The sequence below is a fragment of the Citrobacter sp. wls717 genome (genome assembly GCF_005280955.1).
GTDB classification, from domain to species: Bacteria; Pseudomonadota; Gammaproteobacteria; order Enterobacterales; family Enterobacteriaceae; genus Citrobacter; species Citrobacter werkmanii.
Window position 1 is genome coordinate 352,336 of sequence record NZ_SZWW01000007.1, and the last position, 18,221, is coordinate 370,556.

The 18,221-nt window shown below is 50.9% G+C and carries 16 protein-coding genes; 14 read left to right on the forward strand and 2 right to left on the reverse strand.

Annotated elements, in window-relative coordinates:
* Positions 1 to 40: 40 nt before the first annotated feature.
* From FDX09_RS06395 to FDX09_RS06410, 4 genes are all read left to right on the forward strand, one after another.
* A complete protein-coding gene (locus FDX09_RS06395; RefSeq protein ID WP_085047611.1) occupies positions 41 to 1,174 on the forward strand; it encodes a porin in 1,134 nt (377 codons plus the stop codon).
* Between the two features lie 245 nt (positions 1,175 to 1,419).
* Entirely contained in the window at positions 1,420 to 2,250 is an 831-nt protein-coding gene (locus FDX09_RS06400) for a MetQ/NlpA family ABC transporter substrate-binding protein (RefSeq protein WP_038638419.1), read from the forward strand.
* 63 nt (positions 2,251 to 2,313) lie between these two features.
* Positions 2,314 to 3,330: a virulence-associated ABC transporter ATP-binding protein SfbB gene (gene sfbB / locus FDX09_RS06405; RefSeq protein WP_085047610.1), complete on the forward strand. Its 1,017-nt coding sequence runs from the start codon at positions 2,314 to 2,316 to the stop codon at positions 3,328 to 3,330.
* On the forward strand, positions 3,323 to 3,982 hold the full coding sequence (locus FDX09_RS06410) for a methionine ABC transporter permease (RefSeq protein WP_137346936.1): 660 nt from the start codon (positions 3,323 to 3,325) through the stop codon (positions 3,980 to 3,982). The genes sfbB and FDX09_RS06410 overlap by 8 nt, the downstream gene beginning before the upstream one ends.
* Here FDX09_RS06410 and mnmH read toward each other — a convergent pair whose 3' ends face one another.
* Positions 3,983 to 5,077, reverse strand: coding sequence for a tRNA 2-selenouridine(34) synthase MnmH (gene mnmH, locus FDX09_RS06415; protein WP_137346937.1), 1,095 nt, complete (start codon positions 5,075 to 5,077; stop codon positions 3,983 to 3,985).
* A gap of 69 nt (positions 5,078 to 5,146) precedes the next feature.
* Positions 5,147 to 6,073: an HTH-type transcriptional activator AllS gene (allS, locus tag FDX09_RS06420; RefSeq protein WP_038638428.1), complete on the reverse strand. Its 927-nt coding sequence runs from the start codon at positions 6,071 to 6,073 to the stop codon at positions 5,147 to 5,149.
* 227 nt (positions 6,074 to 6,300) lie between these two features.
* Between allS and allA the strand changes: the two genes are divergently transcribed.
* The 10 genes from allA to glxK all read left to right on the forward strand — a co-directional run bounded on the left by allA (position 6,301) and on the right by glxK (position 18,151).
* Positions 6,301 to 6,783: an ureidoglycolate lyase gene (allA, locus tag FDX09_RS06425; protein ID WP_038638430.1), complete on the forward strand. Its 483-nt coding sequence runs from the start codon at positions 6,301 to 6,303 to the stop codon at positions 6,781 to 6,783.
* 45 nt (positions 6,784 to 6,828) lie between these two features.
* Positions 6,829 to 7,680: an HTH-type transcriptional repressor AllR gene (allR, locus tag FDX09_RS06430; RefSeq protein WP_042309993.1), complete on the forward strand. Its 852-nt coding sequence runs from the start codon at positions 6,829 to 6,831 to the stop codon at positions 7,678 to 7,680.
* Positions 7,681 to 7,764: 84 nt separating this feature from the next.
* Complete coding sequence (gene gcl / locus FDX09_RS06435) at positions 7,765 to 9,546, forward strand: glyoxylate carboligase (RefSeq protein WP_038638436.1); 1,782 nt, start codon at positions 7,765 to 7,767, stop codon at positions 9,544 to 9,546.
* Between the two features lie 12 nt (positions 9,547 to 9,558).
* Positions 9,559 to 10,335, forward strand: a complete 777-nt coding sequence (gene hyi, locus FDX09_RS06440) for a hydroxypyruvate isomerase (protein WP_137346938.1) — start codon at positions 9,559 to 9,561, stop codon at positions 10,333 to 10,335.
* 100 nt (positions 10,336 to 10,435) lie between these two features.
* On the forward strand, positions 10,436 to 11,314 hold the full coding sequence (gene glxR, locus FDX09_RS06445; protein WP_137346939.1) for a 2-hydroxy-3-oxopropionate reductase: 879 nt from the start codon (positions 10,436 to 10,438) through the stop codon (positions 11,312 to 11,314).
* A 67-nt stretch (positions 11,315 to 11,381) separates the two neighbouring features.
* Positions 11,382 to 12,632, forward strand: coding sequence for an MFS transporter (locus FDX09_RS06450; protein ID WP_137346940.1), 1,251 nt, complete (start codon positions 11,382 to 11,384; stop codon positions 12,630 to 12,632).
* A 98-nt stretch (positions 12,633 to 12,730) separates the two neighbouring features.
* The gene (locus tag FDX09_RS06455; protein ID WP_085047603.1) at positions 12,731 to 14,191 is read left to right on the forward strand and encodes a putative allantoin permease; all 1,461 of its coding nucleotides are present in this window, start codon (positions 12,731 to 12,733) and stop codon (positions 14,189 to 14,191) included.
* Positions 14,192 to 14,263: 72 nt separating this feature from the next.
* Positions 14,264 to 15,625: an allantoinase AllB gene (gene allB, locus FDX09_RS06460; protein ID WP_042309982.1), complete on the forward strand. Its 1,362-nt coding sequence runs from the start codon at positions 14,264 to 14,266 to the stop codon at positions 15,623 to 15,625.
* Positions 15,626 to 15,683: 58 nt separating this feature from the next.
* Positions 15,684 to 16,982: a uracil/xanthine transporter gene (locus FDX09_RS06465; RefSeq protein ID WP_137346941.1), complete on the forward strand. Its 1,299-nt coding sequence runs from the start codon at positions 15,684 to 15,686 to the stop codon at positions 16,980 to 16,982.
* A gap of 20 nt (positions 16,983 to 17,002) precedes the next feature.
* Positions 17,003 to 18,151, forward strand: coding sequence for a glycerate 3-kinase (glxK, locus tag FDX09_RS06470; RefSeq protein WP_137347010.1), 1,149 nt, complete (start codon positions 17,003 to 17,005; stop codon positions 18,149 to 18,151).
* The last annotated feature ends 70 nt before the right edge of the window (positions 18,152 to 18,221 follow it).

Sequence of the window (18,221 nt, forward strand, 5' to 3'; positions counted from 1 at the left end):
ATGCTTAATAATTGGCAGGCTATCTATCAAGGTACAAATAATGACTATAAAAAAAACGGCGCTGGCGGTATCGATCGGCGCAGCAGTGGCATTAACGACTTTCGCTTCCCAGGCGGAAATCACGGTCCTGAAACAAGATCCGCAGGCGGGCGATCCGCTGAGCCGTCTTAACTTCACCGTCGGCGGGAGTATTCGTCCGCAGTTCCAGAATATGGCCGGTGACGATGGTAAGAATGGCTACAAACGTAATGGCTTCGACGGCGGGACGCGTTTCCGCTTCGCCGCAGACTACTATCTGTTTGATGATATCAGTTGGGTGAGCTACTACGAGCTGGGCGTTAACTTCCCGGCCATGTTCAACTGGGATAATCACTACGCTGACGGCGCCAACGATACCACGCGTCGTATGCTGTACACCGGTCTGAAGAGCGCGACCTGGGGTACGCTGACCTTCGGCCAACAGAACAGTATTTACTATGATGTGGTCGGGGCGAAAACGGATATCTGGGATTACGATATGATCGGTCAGGCGCCAGGTAACGGTATCAATGGCGACTATGACGGTTCCTATCGTACACGTAAATCGTTGAAGTATAAGAAAACGGTGGGGGATGTTGATCTCTACGCATCTTATCTGTTCAGCGATGATTACAACCCGAACAACGGCCTGCGCTACAAGCGTAAAGGCGGCGGCTCGTTGGGTGTGGATTACCACATCACCGATGACCTGACCTGGGGTACGGCGTGGAACTACACCCGTGCGGAAATGCGTGGCGACACCAGCAAAACCTACGATCAAAACATCGTCGGTACCGCACTGAGCTGGAAACCGGACAACTGGACCTTCTCAATGGGCGGCGGCTGGTATCAAAACTTCATGACCACCAAAAAAGTTTCGGTTAACGACTACTTTGCCGGTGATGCCTGGGGTCTGGAATACTTCGCGGGTTATACCTTCCCGATTGGTCAGTATGCGCTGAAATCTGTTCAGCCGTACTTTATGGGCGATCGTATCGAATACGTGAATGGTCGTAACTATCTGCGTACCGACAACGGTGTGGGTATCAGCTTCCAGTTGGATTACGGTTTCCGTGTGGATTACGAACACGTCTTTACCTCCAGCACCGACAACCTGGGCGATATGAACCTGGTGCGTCTGCGTTACGACTTCTAAGTCAATTTTCCTTCCAAAGCCGGGTAGCCAGGGCGTTATCCGGTTTTTTACTCTCCGTTGCCGAAAAACGCATAAGCACCTTCCTTGCACATTCAACGACATACTTCGCAACATCATGAAATAATTTCAAGGACAGCGGGTTGTGATCTGTGTCATGTTAGAAATCTGCCTGTTATCAGGCCAACGAGAACAACGCCGCATGAACGGCGTGAGACATGACACCACAACGTTAAAATGGAGAAAATATGGGATTGCGTCAGAGTTTACGCGTCGCGACCGGGGCGCTGTTACTGGCCTGCGGCTTACAATTTGCTCATGCGAACAGTGACCCGCATACCATCGTGTTTGGCGTCGCGCCTGGACCGTACGGCGATATGGTGAAACAGGCTATTGCCCCTACGCTGAAAGAGAAAGGCTATAAGGTGGTGGTGCGCGAATTCAGCGACTACGTGCAGCCGAATATGGCGCTCTCCAACGGCAGCATTGATGCCAACCTGTTCCAGCACTCGCTCTATTTTGACAAATTCACCGCCGATAAAGGACTGAAGCTGAGCAAGCTGATTGTGGTCCCGACGGCCGGGATGGGGTTTTACTCGCACAAAATCAAAAGTCTGGATGAGTTGAAAAAAGGGGATGTGATCACGCTGTCCAACGATCCGACCAACCTGGCCCGCGGTCTGCGTTTCCTGCAATCCATTGGCCTTATCACCATCAAAGACAATATCGATCCCACGAAAGCCTCCGAGCGTGATATCGCCAGCAACCCGAAAGGGCTGGTGTTTAAACCCTTGGAAGCGGCGCAACTGCCGCGCACTTTGGACGGTGTGACCGGCGCGCTGGTCAACGGTAACTTTGCCGTGGCGGCAAAACTGGATCTTTCCAGCGCCATCAAGCAAGAGCATCTGGACGAAAACCTGAAAAATATCATTGCGGTACGCAGTGAAGATGCGGATAAACCGTTCGCGAAAGATATTGTTGAAGCGGTGAAGTCTCCGGCGTATCGCGCGGTGATCGACGATCCGCAAAACATCTACAGCGCTTTCCAGAAACCGGAATGGATGTCGGCAGCCCAATAATCGCTGCATGCAAGGGTTAACAGGGGCAGCGGCGACTGCCCTTTTCGCATTTCTGAGGTGGATATGATTGAGATAGAAAAGGTTTGCGTGGATTTTACCGCAGGCCGTGGACCCTCAACCCGGGCGGTTGATGACGTCAGCTTGCATATTGGCGCGGGCGAGATATTTGGTATTGTTGGGACCAGCGGCGCGGGGAAAAGTACGCTACTGCGCACCTTGAACGCCTTAACGCGTCCGAGCAAGGGAAGTGTGAAGGTGAACGGCGTAGAAATTTCTGCGCTGGAAGGCACTCAGTTACGTAAAGCGCGTCAGCGCATTGGCATGATTTTTCAGCACTTTAATCTGATGCATACCCGCACAGTGGCGCAAAACGTCGCCTTTAGTCTGAAAGCTGCCGGATGGGAACGCAGCAAGATTGCTCCACGCGTCACGGAGATTCTGGCGCTGGTCGGACTGTCTGATAAGGCGAACCGTTTTCCGGTTCAGCTCAGCGGTGGTCAGAAGCAGCGCGTGGGTATTGCCCGTGCGATTGCCAATCATCCGGATGTGTTGCTGTGTGATGAACCCACTTCCGCGTTAGATCTCGAAACCTCGGCCACGATTCTGGCGCTGCTTAAGCAGATCAACCAACAGTTGGGGATCACGATCGTGCTGATCACTCACGAGATGAACGTGATCAAATCGATTTGCGATCGCGTGGCGGTGATGTCAGGCGGCAAGGTGGTGGAGTCCGGGGAGGTGTTTGACGTTTTTGCTCACCCACAGCACGCCTTCACCCAGCAACTGGTGTCGCATACCCTCAATCTGACGCTACCTGAGCGTCTGCGCCAGCATCTGCCCGGCCAGTTGCTGAAAATTCTTTTTATCGGCGATTCGGCGGAACAGCCTGTGCTGTCAGAAGTTGCGGTTAAATTTGGCGTGGCGGTGAACATTCTGCACGGCAAAATTGAATATATCGGCGAACGCGCGCTGGGGATTCTGGTGGTACAACTCACCGCGCCGCATAACCCTTCTGCGGTGGATGTCGCCGTGGAACATATTCGTCAACGTACTGCTCAAGTGGAGGTGATTCGTGGATGATTTATTGCCTGATTTGACGCTGGCGTTTAATGAAACCTTCCAGATGCTGAGCATCTCAACGGTGCTGGCGATTATTGGCGGTTTGCCGCTCGGTTTTCTAATTTTCGTCACCGATCGGCATTTATTCTGGCAGAACCGTTTTGTGTATCTGCTCAGCTCCGTGCTGGTAAATATTATCCGCTCGGTACCGTTTGTGATCCTGCTGGTGCTGCTGCTACCGCTCACCCAGTTTTTGCTCGGCAATACCATCGGACCGATTGCCGCCTCCGTGCCGCTTTCCGTGGCGGCGATTGCTTTTTATGCCCGGCTGGTGGATAGCGCGCTACGTGAAGTGGATAAAGGCATTATTGAGGCGGCGGAAGCGTTTGGCGCCACCCCGATGCGCATCATCTGCACCGTGTTGTTGCCGGAGGCCAGCGCGGGACTGTTGCGTGGACTGACGATCACGTTGGTGAGCCTGATCGGTTACTCCGCGATGGCCGGGATTGTCGGCGGCGGCGGGGTAGGTGACCTGGCGATTCGCTTTGGTTATTACCGCTATGAAACCCAGGTCATGATCGTCACCGTTGTCGCGCTGATTATTCTGGTGCAGGTCGTGCAGGTGCTGGGCGACTGGCTGGCGAAACGCGCGGATAAGCGCGACAGGCATTAATTACTGTGCGTTAAGCCATCCGGCAACGTCCTGCCATGTGCCGCGAAAGACGATTTTCGCGGCTTTCTTTTCCAGTTGATAGCGATACATCGGGTCGTAATACTCGTTAAGCAACGGCACCAGCCAGCCCATGTGGGCGTCGGTACTGCCCGTCGCCTGCTGTTCGCGCAGAGCCACGTCAAGTAAGGCTGTCAGCTCGGCAAAGCGCTGTAACCCCAGACGACGGCGGATAGCAAACAGACCGTGGTGCAGATACTCACTGTATTCCTGCCAGCCCAGGCTCTCACCATAAGCGTGGGTAAAATCGTGGTGCATGCGCACGAAATACTCCTCGCGCAGGCGCTCCAGACGCAGCTCAAAAGGATCGTCCACCACCGCAATGGACGCCTCGGTCATGCGCTCGCGCAGGCATTCGGGCAGATGGTTAGCGCCGATCATCCGGCCTTCATCTTCCAGCACCCACTGGCGCAAATCCTGTCGGCTGTCCGTTTTGAGCATTTCGACCGCCAGCAGGTTTTCAAAACTCGCCTGGCTTAGCTGCGGCTCTACGGTACGTCCAAACGAGGAACCGCGATGGTGCGCCAGTCCTTCGAGATCCACACCGTTCGGCTGCTGTTGAACCAGTTGCGTTTTACCGTTCCCGGTACAGCCGCCAATTAAGACGATCGGTTTTTGCACCAATTCTTCCGTTATCCGTATGACCGCCTGGCGCAGAGCCTTATAACCGCCCTGTATCAGCGGATAGTCAATGCCGGACTCGTGCAGCCACTGCTGCACAATATGCGAACGCTGACCGCCGCGCGCGCAGCATAAATATCCTTTTGGGTGTTGACGACAGGCATCCTGCCAGGCGTACATGCGCTGTTGGCGGGTTTCACCCGAGACCAGTTGATGGCCCAATTCGAGCGCAGCCTCAGGCCCCTGACGTTTATAGCAGGTACCGACGGCGGCGCGTTCGTCATCGTTCATTAAGGGGAGATTGACTGCGCCCGGCATCGCGCCTTGTTGAAATTCGACGGGGGCGCGTACATCGATAATAGGCGTACCGGCGAGCAGAATCGCGCGATAGTCCTGTGCTGTTTGTGTGTCTTGCATAGTAAAAAACGAAACCTCAAATCATCTTGCGTATCATTTTACGCGCCAAAGAGCAGGATGACTTGATTTTCAATCGCGTGCATTGTTGAAAATTGCTAAAAATCCGGCAATTTCTGGTTTTCGCTGCGTAAATAACGTCACAATATCTTCCACAGCCTTTCCTGCGCCAAACTTATGCCAGGCGAGACTTAAGGGGGAAGGGGGGCGCATAGTAGGAATAATGCTACTGACCAGTTGCCCGTTATCAAGCAATGGCTGGCACAGCGGTTGCGGAACAAAGCCGATACCCACCCCGGCAAGATGCGCCGCAATCTTGGTTTCCATGTCCGGGACAATAATCTCTTTTTGGCCGGGAAGCCGCCACGCAACCCGTTTGGTCAGGGTGCGCGCACTGTCTTCAATGTTGATCGCCGGAAAACGGCGCAACTGCGCTTCCGTTAATGGACCACTGACGTCTGCCAATGGATGATTCGCCGACATAACAAACCGCCACTGAACAGACCCCAAAGGATCGAGGGTAAAGGTGTTGGCCATTGGTTCAGTACCCGTGACGCCGATAGCCAGAGAGAATCCTTCATACAGCAGTGAATCCCAGACGCCCATATAGATTTGCCGGGAAAAGTGAAACTGAGTAAAGGGATAGCGGGCGTTAAGCCAGGATAACAGGCGAGCGACGGCTTGCGGGCTATACAGCAGGTTGTTGACCACGATATTCACCTGACGCTCTACGCCGTCGTTCACTTGCTGTAATTCGCTGGGCATGCTGTCCAGCCAGGCGAGCCAGTCCTTTGCCTGAGAAAGAAGATGCGAGCCCGCGGCGGTTAACGTAACGCTGCGGGTGGTGCGAAAGAACAGAGCAACCCCGGTATTTTCTTCCAGAAGCTTAATGCGATAGCTGATGGTGGCCGTGGTTTTACACAAGCGATCCGCCGCCCTGGAGAAACTCCCTGTTTCGGCTACGCCAATAAAAGTACGCAGTGTTTCTGGATCAAACATCGTCAGCTACTCCCTGAATGCTCTTCCGCAAGCCTGATTTCTTGTTCTCTGATTTATAAGTATTTTTACATAATGGCCTTGTTTAAATTGTGGTCTAAATCGAATTTTGGAAAAATATTCCAACTTTTGTGTTGATGTTAAATCCCGAAGGTTTTAGATTGCATGATATTGAAGCCGCTAACTGTTCTGGCTGCGGTTCAGAGGAATTCAGTTACAAGGAAAAGATGATGAAACTTGAGGTATTACCGTTAAATCAGCACACATTCAGCGCCTATGGCGATGTCATCGAAACCCATAAACGTGATTTTTTTCATATCAATGATGGGTTGGTTGAACGTTATCACGATCTGGCTAATGTGGAGATCCTTGAGCAGGACCGAACGCTCATCAGCATTAACCGCGCGCAACCGGCAGCGATGCCTATTATTGTGCATGAACTGGAGCGCCACCCGCTGGGTACCCAGGCATTTATGCCCATGAAGGGCGAAGCGTTTGTGGTGATTGTCGCGCTTGGTGAGGACAAACCCGATCTTTCCACCTTAAAAGCCTTTATCACCAATGGTCAACAGGGGGTGAATTATCACCGAAACGTCTGGCATCACCCGCTGTTTGCCTGGCAAACCGTGACCGATTTCCTGACGGTCGATCGTGGTGGTAGCGATAATTGCGATGTTGAACGTATCCCGGCACATGAACTCTGTTTTGCGTGACGCTATTGGCCTTCTTGCTTAATATGAGCATATTGTTCATTGTTTATGCTCATATTTTGGGCCGGAGTAAATGTAGTGGAGACGGAAGTAAGACGGCGCGGCAGGCCTGGACAGACGGAGCCGGTTGCGCAGAAAGGCGCTCAGGCGCTCGAAAGAGGCATTGCGATTTTGCAGTATCTCGAAAGAAGTGGGGGGAGTTCGTCAGTCAGCGATATTTCCGGCAGTCTGGATTTACCGCTCTCCACGACTTTTCGCCTGCTAAAGGTTTTACAGGGTGCTGATTTTGTCTATCAGGACAGTCAGTTAGGATGGTGGCATATCGGTTTAGGCGTCTTCAATGTGGGCTCCGCGTATATTCATAATCGCGACGTCCTGTCGGTAGCCGGACCATTTATGCACCGATTAATGCTGCTGTCAGGCGAAACGGTGAATGTCGCGATTCGTAATGGCACTGAAGCGGTGCTGATTGGCCAGAAGGAGTGCAAATCGATGGTCAGGATGTGTGCACCTTTGGGCAGCCGTATGCCGTTGCATGCTTCCGGTGCGGGGAAAGCACTGCTTTATCCGCTGATGGAAGAAGAGTTAATGGACATTGTCGTGAAAACGGGTTTGCAGCAGTTTACGCCGAACACGTTGGTGGATTTTCCTACTCTGCTGCGTAATCTGGAACAGGCGCGCGAGAATGGCTATATCGTTGATCACGAAGAACATGTTGTTGGATTGAATTGCATCGCTTCGGCTATCTATGACGATGCAGGCAGTGTAGTGGCTGCCATCTCTATTTCGGGGCCCGCATCCAGACTGACGGAAGATCGTTTTATTAGTCAGGGGGAGCTGGTACGGGATACAGCACGAGATATCAGTACGGCGCTTGGGTTAAAAGCACCCGTAGCTTAAGTCGCAACCCGCTCAGAGGAGCGGGACTTTTTTGGATTTTTTTAAAGTTGGAAAAATTTTCCAATAAATAGAGGTAGAAAGAAAATGGCAAAAATGAGAGCCGTTGACGCGGCAATGTATGTGCTGGAAAAAGAAGGTATCACCACCGCATTTGGCGTGCCTGGAGCGGCAATCAACCCGTTCTATTCCGCAATGCGTAATCACGGCGGCATCCGTCACATTCTGGCTCGCCACGTTGAAGGCGCCTCCCATATGGCGGAAGGTTATACGCGTGCCGCTGCAGGCAACATTGGCGTCTGCCTTGGCACTTCAGGCCCGGCTGGAACTGACATGATCACTGCACTGTATTCCGCCTCTGCCGACTCTATTCCTATTTTATGTATCACTGGTCAGGCGCCTCGTGCCCGCCTGCATAAGGAAGATTTTCAGGCTGTCGATATTGAATCTATCGCCAAACCGGTCAGCAAAATGGCGGTAACGGTACGTGAAGCGGCACTGCTGCCACGGGTTTTACAGCAGGCATTCCACGTCATGCGCTCAGGTCGCCCTGGCCCGGTGCTGATCGATTTGCCTTTTGATGTCCAGGTTGAAGAAATCGAATTCGATCCCGACATGTATGAGCCGTTGCCGGTCTACAAACCTGCCGCCAGCCGCAAGCAAATTGAGAGAGCGCTGGAAATGCTGATCCAGGCGGAACGTCCGGTTATCGTAGCGGGGGGCGGGGTGATTAATGCTGATGCTTCCGCACTGCTGCAACGTTTTGCGGAGCTGACCCATGTACCGGTTATCCCCACGTTGATGGGCTGGGGATGTATCCCTGACGATCATGAGTTAATGGCTGGCATGGTCGGGCTACAAACCGCACACCGCTACGGAAATGCCACGCTGCTTGCTTCTGATATGGTGTTCGGTATTGGTAACCGTTTTGCTAACCGTCACACCGGCTCGGTCTCGAAGTACACCGAAGGGCGCAAAATCATTCATATCGACATTGAACCGACGCAAATTGGCCGTGTTCTGTGCCCGGATTTGGGCATTGTTTCTGATGCCAAAGCCGCGCTGACCTTGTTGATTGACGTCGCTCAGGAAATGCAGAAAGCCGGACGTTTACCTTGCCGGAATAGCTGGGTTGATGAATGCCAACAGCGTAAGCGGACGTTACTGCGTAAAACCCACTTCGACAATGTCCCGGTGAAACCACAGCGTGTCTATGAAGAGATGAATAAAGCCTTTGGTCGCGACGTTTGCTACGTCACCACCATCGGATTATCACAAATTGCCGCTGCGCAAATGCTGCATGTGTTCAAAGAGCGTCACTGGATCAACTGCGGCCAGGCAGGCCCTCTCGGCTGGACGCTGCCTGCGGCATTAGGGGTTTGTGTTGCCGATCCAACACGCAATGTCGTCGGGATTTCGGGGGATTTTGACTTCCAGTTCCTGATTGAAGAACTGGCGGTAGGTGCGCAATTCAATATTCCTTACATCCATGTGCTGGTCAACAACGCCTATCTGGGCCTGATTCGTCAATCGCAGCGTGCTTTTGATATGGATTACTGCGTCCAACTGGCGTTTGAAAATATCAACTCCAGCGAAGTAAACGGCTATGGCGTCGATCACGTCAAAGTGGCAGAGGGATTAGGTTGTAAGGCTATTCGCGTCTTCAAACCTGAAGATCTCGCTCCGGCGTTTGAGCAAGCCAAAGTCCTGATGGCGCAGTATCGCGTTCCGGTTGTTGTCGAAGTGATCCTTGAACGAGTGACCAATATCTCGATGGGTAGCGAGCTGGATAACGTGACCGAGTTTGAAGAGGTTGCAGACGGTGCAGTTGATGCGCCAACCGAAACCTGTTTTATGAAATATGAATAGAGGAGGTGACAGATGTTACGGTTCTCAGCCAATCTTTCCATGCTGTTTCTGGAATACAGTTTCCTTGAGCGTTTCGACAAAGCGGCGCAAGCGGGGTTTCGTGGCGTAGAGTTTATGTTTCCCTACGATTACGACATTGACGTCTTAAAGGAAAAACTGCTGACCAACAAGCTGGAGCATACGTTGCATAATCTCCCCGCCGGAGATTGGGCGGCGGGTGAACGTGGTATCGCCTGTATTCCGGGTCGCGAAGAAGAGTTTCGTGATGGTGTGGCCGCGGCTATTCGCTATGCGAAGGGGCTGGGCAATACAAAAATCAATTGCCTGGTAGGTAAAACACCAGCGGGTTTTTCGGCTGAACAGATCCAGCAAACGCTGGTAGAAAATCTGCGCTATGCGGCCAACATGTTAGCGAAAGAAGATATTTTATTGCTGATTGAGCCGATCAACCATTTTGATATTCCTGGTTTCTTTCTCACCGGTACGCATCAGGCGTTAGCGTTAATTGATAGCGTCGGATGCAATAATATCAAAATTCAGTATGACATTTATCATATGCAGCGCATGGAAGGGGAATTAACCCAGACCATGACCACGTGGGCAAATAAAATAGGTCATTTGCAAATTGCAGATAACCCTCGTCGCGGAGAGCCAGGGACCGGGGAAATCAATTATGACTTTATTTTTAAGTTTATTGATAAATCAGGTTATGACGGGTGGGTAGGCTGCGAATATAAGCCGCTGACGACCACCGAAGCGGGATTGTCGTGGATTAATCAGTATCGATAATTTGTAAGTAATTTCAGGCAACACTATTTTTTCCACTCTGTTGGAAGGGAATCGTTTTGCCTGAATTCAGGAATACCGACAGATATAAAAGAGGTTGCAAATGAAACTGGGATTTATTGGCCTGGGTATTATGGGATCGCCAATGGCGATTAATTTGGCTCGCGCCGGACATCAATTACATGTCACGACCATTGGACCGGTGGCTGAAGAGTTGCTGTCACTGGGGGCGGTTAATGTTGAAACTGCGCGTCAGGTGACTGATTTCGCAGATATTATCTTCATCATGGTGCCGGATACGCCGCAGGTTGAAGAAGTGCTTTTTGGTGAACACGGGTGCGCTAAAACCGCATTGCAGGGAAAAACCATTGTCGATATGAGTTCTATTTCTCCTATCGAAACCAAGCGTTTTGCTCAGCAGGTTAATGAACTTGGCGGGGATTATCTGGATGCGCCCGTGTCCGGCGGGGAAATTGGCGCTCGTGAAGGGACGCTGTCCATTATGGTTGGCGGTGAAGTTGATGTATTTGAACGGGTGAAACCGCTCTTTGATATTCTGGGAAAAAATATCACTCTGGTGGGCGGGAATGGTGATGGCCAAACCTGTAAAGTGGCTAACCAAATTATCGTGGCCTTAAATATTGAAGCCGTTTCTGAAGCGCTGGTATTTGCCTCTAAAGCGGGCGCGGATCCGGTTCGCGTGCGTCAGGCATTAATGGGCGGGTTTGCCTCATCTCGTATTCTGGAAGTACATGGTGAGCGCATGATTAAGCGCACTTTTGATCCCGGATTCAAAATTGCACTGCATCAAAAAGATCTCAACCTTGCATTACAAAGTGCCAAGGCGCTCTCATTGAATTTGCCTAATACGGCAACCTGTCAGGAGTTATTTAATACCTGTGCCGCGAATGGTGGAAGCCAGTTGGATCACTCGGCAATGGTTCAGGCCCTGGAATTAATGGCTAATCATAAATTGTCATGATCGTTGGTATCGCTGCAATCCTGCAGCGATACATTTTAATCAGACACACTTTGGAAAGGTGCATGTCATGAGTGAAAAAAATACATCCGGTATTGAATACTGGAAGAAGATCGTCGTCGTAATGAGTCTGGGTTGGGTTGCAATATGGATTTATCGCACCGTATTAACCCCTATTTATCCTGAGATTCAGGCTTCCCTGGGCAATGTCAGCAATGCTGAAATTGGCGCCATCGCCAGTTTCTATTTTTTCGCCTATTGCAGTATGCAAATTCCCTGCGGAATTTTGGTCGATAAGCTTGGCCAGAAAATTATGCTGATGTGTGGGTTTACGCTCTTTATTATTGGTACGCTCAGTATTGCAAAAGCCACGGGACTGGTGATGATCTATGCCGGTTCGCTGATGGCAGGAGCGGGCTGCGCCTCTTTCTTTAGTTCTGCGTATTCTCTCTCTTCGGCAAATGTCCCGCAGGCTCGCCGGGCACTGGCAAACGCCATCATTAATAGCGGCTCTGCGATTGGGATGGGGATCGGTTTAATCGGCTCCAGCGTGTTGGTTAAAAGCATGAGCATGGCCTGGCAAAACGTGTTGTTCCTGGTTGCGGCTGTGTTGGTGGTGATGTTGTGCGTATTTACTTTGGTTATCCGCGGTAAGGCAAAAAGCGAAACGGCGGTGTCAGAGCAAAAAACGCAGACGACAACGATGACAGAAGAGAAAAGTCCGCCGCTGTTTTCGGGTTTGTTATGCAGCGTCTACTTCCTCTATTTCTGTACCTGTTATGGCTATTACCTGATTGTGACCTGGCTTCCGTCCTATCTGCAGACTGAAAGGGGATTTGATGGTGGCGCGATTGGGGTTGCCTCGGCTTTGGTCGCCGTGGTGGGAGTTCCCGGTGCGTTGTTCTTCAGCCATCTGTCCGATAAATTCCGTAACAGCAAAGTCAAAGTCATTCTTGGGCTGGAAATTATGGCCGCCGCAATGCTGGTGTTTACGGTGTTATCGCCGAATACCACGATGTTGATGGTCAGCCTGACCCTGTATGGTTTACTGGGAAAAATGGCGGTGGATCCCATCCTGATCTCCTTCGTGTCTGAACAGGCGTCGGCGAAAACGTTGGGCAGAGCATTTAGCCTGTTTAACTTCTTTGGTATGAGTTCGGCCGTTATTGCGCCAACGTTAACCGGATTTATTTCCGATTTGACTGGCTCAAAAGAGATAAGCTTTGTCATCTCGGCTTGTCTGGTTGTTACCGGAACGCTTATTTTTGCCGGCGTGACGTTATATAAAAAGAAAGCAACACCAGTTACTGCTTCAGCATAAAAATATAATTAAAACTATTTGCATTACTTAATATATTGTTTTTGTTCCACATAGCTAAACCCATTACAACGTTATCCGATACGTGACAAGAGGGATTTATGGAACAGCAAAGAGATCTATACCAACAACGTGGTTATAGTGACGACTTATTACCGAAAACGGCAGCACAACGAAACTGGAAAACATTTAACTATTTTACTTTATGGATGGGGTCAGTACATAACGTACCTAATTATGTTATGGTTGGCGGGTTCTTCATTCTCGGGCTGTCCACATTCAGTATTATGTTGGCTATTATTATTAGTGCATTGTTTATTGCATTAGTCATGGTTATGAATGGCGCCGCCGGAAGTAAATATGGTGTACCTTTTGCAATGATTCTGCGTGGCTCGTATGGCGTACGTGGCGCGCTTTTTCCCGGATTATTAAGAGGCGGGATTGCGGCAATTATGTGGTTCGGGCTGCAATGTTATGCCGGATCGCTGGCTTTTCTTATTCTGATTGGCAAGATATGGCCTGGGTTTTTAACGCTGGGCGGTGATTTTACACTACTGGGGTTGTCTCTGCCGGGGTTAATCACATTTCTTATCTTTTGGCTGATTAACGTTGGTATCGGTTTTGGCGGTGGTAAAGTATTAAATAAATTTACTGCGATCCTGAACCCTTGCATTTATATCGTTTTTGGCGGAATGGCTATCTGGGCGATATCCCTGGTAGGGATTGGCCCCATTCTGGACTACATTCCGGGCGGTGTGCAAAAAGCGGGAAACAGCGGATTCCTGTTCCTGGTAGTGATTAACGCCGTGGTTGCGGTATGGGCCGCTCCGGCGGTAAGCGCATCGGACTTTACGCAAAATGCCCACTCATTTCGTGAACAGGCGTTAGGCCAGACGCTGGGTCTTATTGTCGCGTACGTGTTATTTGCGATTGCCAGCGTGTGTATTATTGCCGGTGCCAGTATTCATTATGGAATGGATACCTGGAATGTGCTGGATATCGTACAGCGTTGGGACAGTCTGTTTGCCTCATTCTTCGCAGTTTTGGTTATTCTGATGACCACAATCTCAACAAACGCTACGGGTAATATTATCCCGGCTGGTTATCAGATTGCCGCAATTGCGCCAACAAAACTAACATATAAAAAAGGTGTATTGATTGCCAGTATTATTAGCTTACTGATTTGTCCATGGAAGCTTATGGAAAATCAGAGCAGTATTTATCTGTTTCTGGACATCATCGGCGGTATGCTCGGTCCTGTTATTGGTGTTATGTTAGCGCATTATTTTGTCGTTATGCGTGGCAAGATTAATCTTGATGAATTATATACCGCCAGCGGTAATTACCAATATTATGATAATGGATTTAACCTGACGGCATTCTCCGTAACGTTAGTGGCGGTAATTCTTTCACTGGGTGGAAAGTTTATTCCATTGCTTGAGCCGTTATCGCGAGTGTCGTGGTTTGTTGGGGTTATTGTCGCATTTGTGGCATATGCCTTACTGAAAAAAAGAACGGTTGGACAGCCTGCCGCAGTAGAAAAAGCAACAGGTCAGTTGTAATGAAATCAGTAAACGTAGGTGTAAGCGTGCGTTATTTATAAAAACTATCTGTATCCATACAAGGAGTTCGTTATGTCTTTTGATTTAATTATTAAGAACGGTACTGTTATTTTAGAAAATGAAGCTCGTATTGTTGATATTGCCGTCCAGGCAGGAAAAATCGCCGCCATTGGCGAGAATCTTGGGGAGGCAAAGCAGGTAATGGATGCGACAGGTCTGGTGGTTTCACCGGGCATGGTCGATGCGCATACCCATATCTCTGAGCCGGGGCGTACACATTGGGAAGGCTATGAGACCGGAACGCGTGCCGCGGCAAAAGGCGGTATCACCACAATGATCGAAATGCCTCTCAACCAGCTGCCCGCGACGGTGGATCGCGAAACCATCGAACTTAAATTTGATGCGGCAAAAGGCAAATTGACCATTGATGCCGCGCAGCTTGGCGGTCTGGTTTCTTACAACCTTGATCGTCTGCACGAGCTGGATGAGGTCGGTGTCGTCGGTTTCAAATGCTTCGTTGCCACCTGTGGCGATCGCGGAATCGACAATGACTTCCGTGACGTTAACGACTGGCAGTTCTACAAAGGCGCGCAGAAGTTAGCAGAAATGGACCAGACGGTGCTGGTGCATTGCGAAAATGCGCTCATTTGCGACGAGCTTGGCGAGGAAGCTAAACGCGAAGGCCGTGTGACGGCACATGATTATGTGGCTTCACGTCCGGTTTTCACTGAGGTGGAAGCTATTCGCCGCGTGCTGTATCTGGCGAAAGTCGCCGGTTGCCGCCTGCACGTTTGCCATATCAGCAGCCCGGAAGGCGTGGAAGAAGTGACCCGTGCCCGCCAGGAAGGCCAGGATGTGACCTGCGAATCCTGCCCGCATTATTTTGTGCTGGATACCGATCAGTTTGAAGAGATTGGCACGCTGGCAAAATGTTCTCCGCCGATCCGCGATCGACAGAATCAACAAGGCATGTGGGAAAAACTGTTCAATGGTGAGATTGACTGCCTGGTTTCCGACCACTCGCCATGCCCACCAGAAATGAAGGCTGGCAATATCATGCAGGCGTGGGGCGGCATTGCCGGACTGCAGAGCTGCATGGACGTCATGTTTGATGAGGCCGTGCAAAAACGCGGTATGTCGCTGCCGCTATTCGCTAAATTGATGGCAACCAACGCCGCAGATATTTTTGGCCTGAAACAGAAAGGACGTATTGCCCCGGGTAAAGATGCTGACTTCGTCTTTATTCAACCGGACAGCAAATACGTTCTGAAAAACGAAGACCTGGAATACCGTCACAAAGTCAGCCCGTATGTTGGCCGGACGATTGGCGCGCGCATTACGAAAACTATTCTTCGCGGGGATGTTATCTATGACATCGAGCAGGGATTCCCGGTAGCGCCAAAAGGTCAATTTATCCTTAAACATCAACAATAATGTGATGCGAATTAATGCCCGTCATGCTGGCGGGCATTCTCTATTTTAAGGTATGAATATGCTTCCTGTTATTAACCGCGAAAGTTTGCTATCTGGCTTTCAGTGGTTTTTCTTTATTTTTTGCAATACGGTCGTGGTCCCCCCAACGCTGGTTTCTGCTTTTCATCTCCCCGCGAGCAATCTGTTAATGCTCACGCAATACGCTTTTTTCACGACATCGCTGGCCTGCCTTGCGCAGGTTATTTGTGGCCATCGTCGCGCCATTATGGAAGGCCCGACCGGTTTATGGTGGGGCACCATTCTGACAATTACCCTGGCTGAGGCGTCACGTGGGACACCGCTCAATGATATCGCCACCAGTCTGAGCGTCGGGATTGTCATTTCCGCTGTGCTGACGATGATTATCGGCTTTAGCGGCTTAGGACACCGGTTGGCCCGGCTATTTACCCCAACGGTGATGGTCTTTTTTATGCTGCTGTTGGGCGCTCAGCTCACCACTATCTTTTTTAAGGGCATGTTGGGATTGCCTTTTGGCATTGCTGACACCAGTGTCAAAATTCAACTGGCGCCTTTTAGCCTGGCGGTTGGCGTGATGTGCTTCATCCTTGCGATGATCATTTTTTTACCGCAGCGGATCTCCCGTTATGCCCTGCTGGTGGGGGCGGTAGTGGGATGGGGACTCTGGCGATTGTGCTTTCCATCAACGTCTTTGCCGTCTGGTGAATTAAGCTGGAAGTGGTTCCCGTTAGGCAGTCATGGCAGGCTGTTACCCGGTATTATCCTGACGGCGGTTATCACCGGTCTGGTGAATATCAGTAATACCTATGGGGCGGTGCGCGGCACGGACGTCTTTTATGCGCATCAAGGCTCCAGCAGCTCGCGTTATCGTCGTAGCTTTATCATTTCCGGTTTTATGACGCTGGTGACAGTGCCTTTTGCCGTGATTCCATTTTCACCTTTTGTCTCCTCTATCGGGCTGTTAACACAAACTGGCGACAGCTCGCGAAAATCATTTATTTACGGCAGCGTATTATGTTTATTGGTGGCGATAGTAACGCCGCTAACCCGCTTATTCTGCGCTATTCCACTGGCGATCAGCAGTGCCGTTATGCTGGTCTCTTATCTGCCGTTGCTCTATTCCGGTCTGGTTTTCAGCCAGCAAATCACCTTTACCGCACGAAATATTTATCGGCTGGCACTCCCGCTGTTTGTGGGCATTTTTTTGATGGGGCTGCCACCGGTTTATTTACAAGATCTTCCACTGACTATTCGGCCATTACTGAGTAATGGCTTATTGGTGGGGATTTTACTGGCAGTGCTTATGGAAAACCTCATTCCATGGGAACGCATTAAATAACAGGATGAAAAGGATTAATGATGAAAATTGTAATTGCGCCAGATTCGTTTAAAGAGAGCTTAAGCGCCGAACAATGCTGCCAGGCAATTAAAGCTGGATTTTCAAGCATATTCCCGGATGCAGAATATATTTGTTTGCCTATTGCGGATGGCGGGGAGGGGACCGTGGATGCCATGGTGGCGGCGACTGGTGGAAAAGTGGTCTCGCTGGAGGTCTGTGGGCCGATGGGGGAAAAGGTCATGGGATTTTATGGCCTGACCGGTGATGGAAAGACCGCCATTATTGAAATGGCTGCGGCGAGTGGACTGATGCTAGTCGAACCGCAGGCGCGTAATCCGCTGCTGGCGTCAAGTTACGGTACTGGCGAACTGATTCGGCATGCGCTGGATGCCGGTATTCGTCATATTATCCTCGGTATCGGCGGGAGTGCGACAGTTGATGGCGGCATGGGGATGGCTCAGGCGCTGGGCGTGCGGTTTCTTGACGCGCAAGGGGCATCATTGAGGGCGGGAGGCTGTAGCTTGTCTCGCCTCGCGAGCATTGACCTGCAACAGTGCGATCCGCGGCTGACAGCATGTCGGATCGAAGTCGCTTGTGATGTGGACAACCCATTGGTTGGCCCGCGCGGCGCGGCAAGGGTATTTGGTCCGCAGAAGGGGGCGACGCCGGAAATGGTTGAGAAACTGGAGGAAGGGTTACTCAACTACGCGCATGTGCTGCAAGCGTTGACCGGTGAAGAGGTATCTCAGGTTGCGGGCGGTGGGGCGGCGGGCGGAATGGGCATCGCCGCGGCTATCTTTCTGCAGGCCATCATGAAACCAGGGATTGAGATTGTGCTGCAGGCTGTGCAACTAGAGCAGTCCATCAAAGATGCATCGCTGGTCATCACCGGCGAGGGACGTATTGATTCGCAAACGGTCGGGGGAAAAGCGCCAATCGGTGTTGCTTCTGTTGCTATGCAGTATCATGTTCCGGTTATTGGTATCGCCGGGGTGCTGGGGGAAGGCGTGGAGGTGGTTCACGATCATGGTATTGATGCGGTATTCAGTATTTTGCCGCGACTCGCGCCATTGGCGGAAGTGCTGGCGAGCGGTGAAACCAACCTTTATTACTGCGCGCGTAATATTGCTTGCGCGATGAAGCTCGGTCAGGCGATGAATCTGCGTTAAGCATAAAAAAAGCCACGGTGTTAACCGTGGCAAAACCCAACATAGCTAAATAAAAAATTATCAGGCGGGC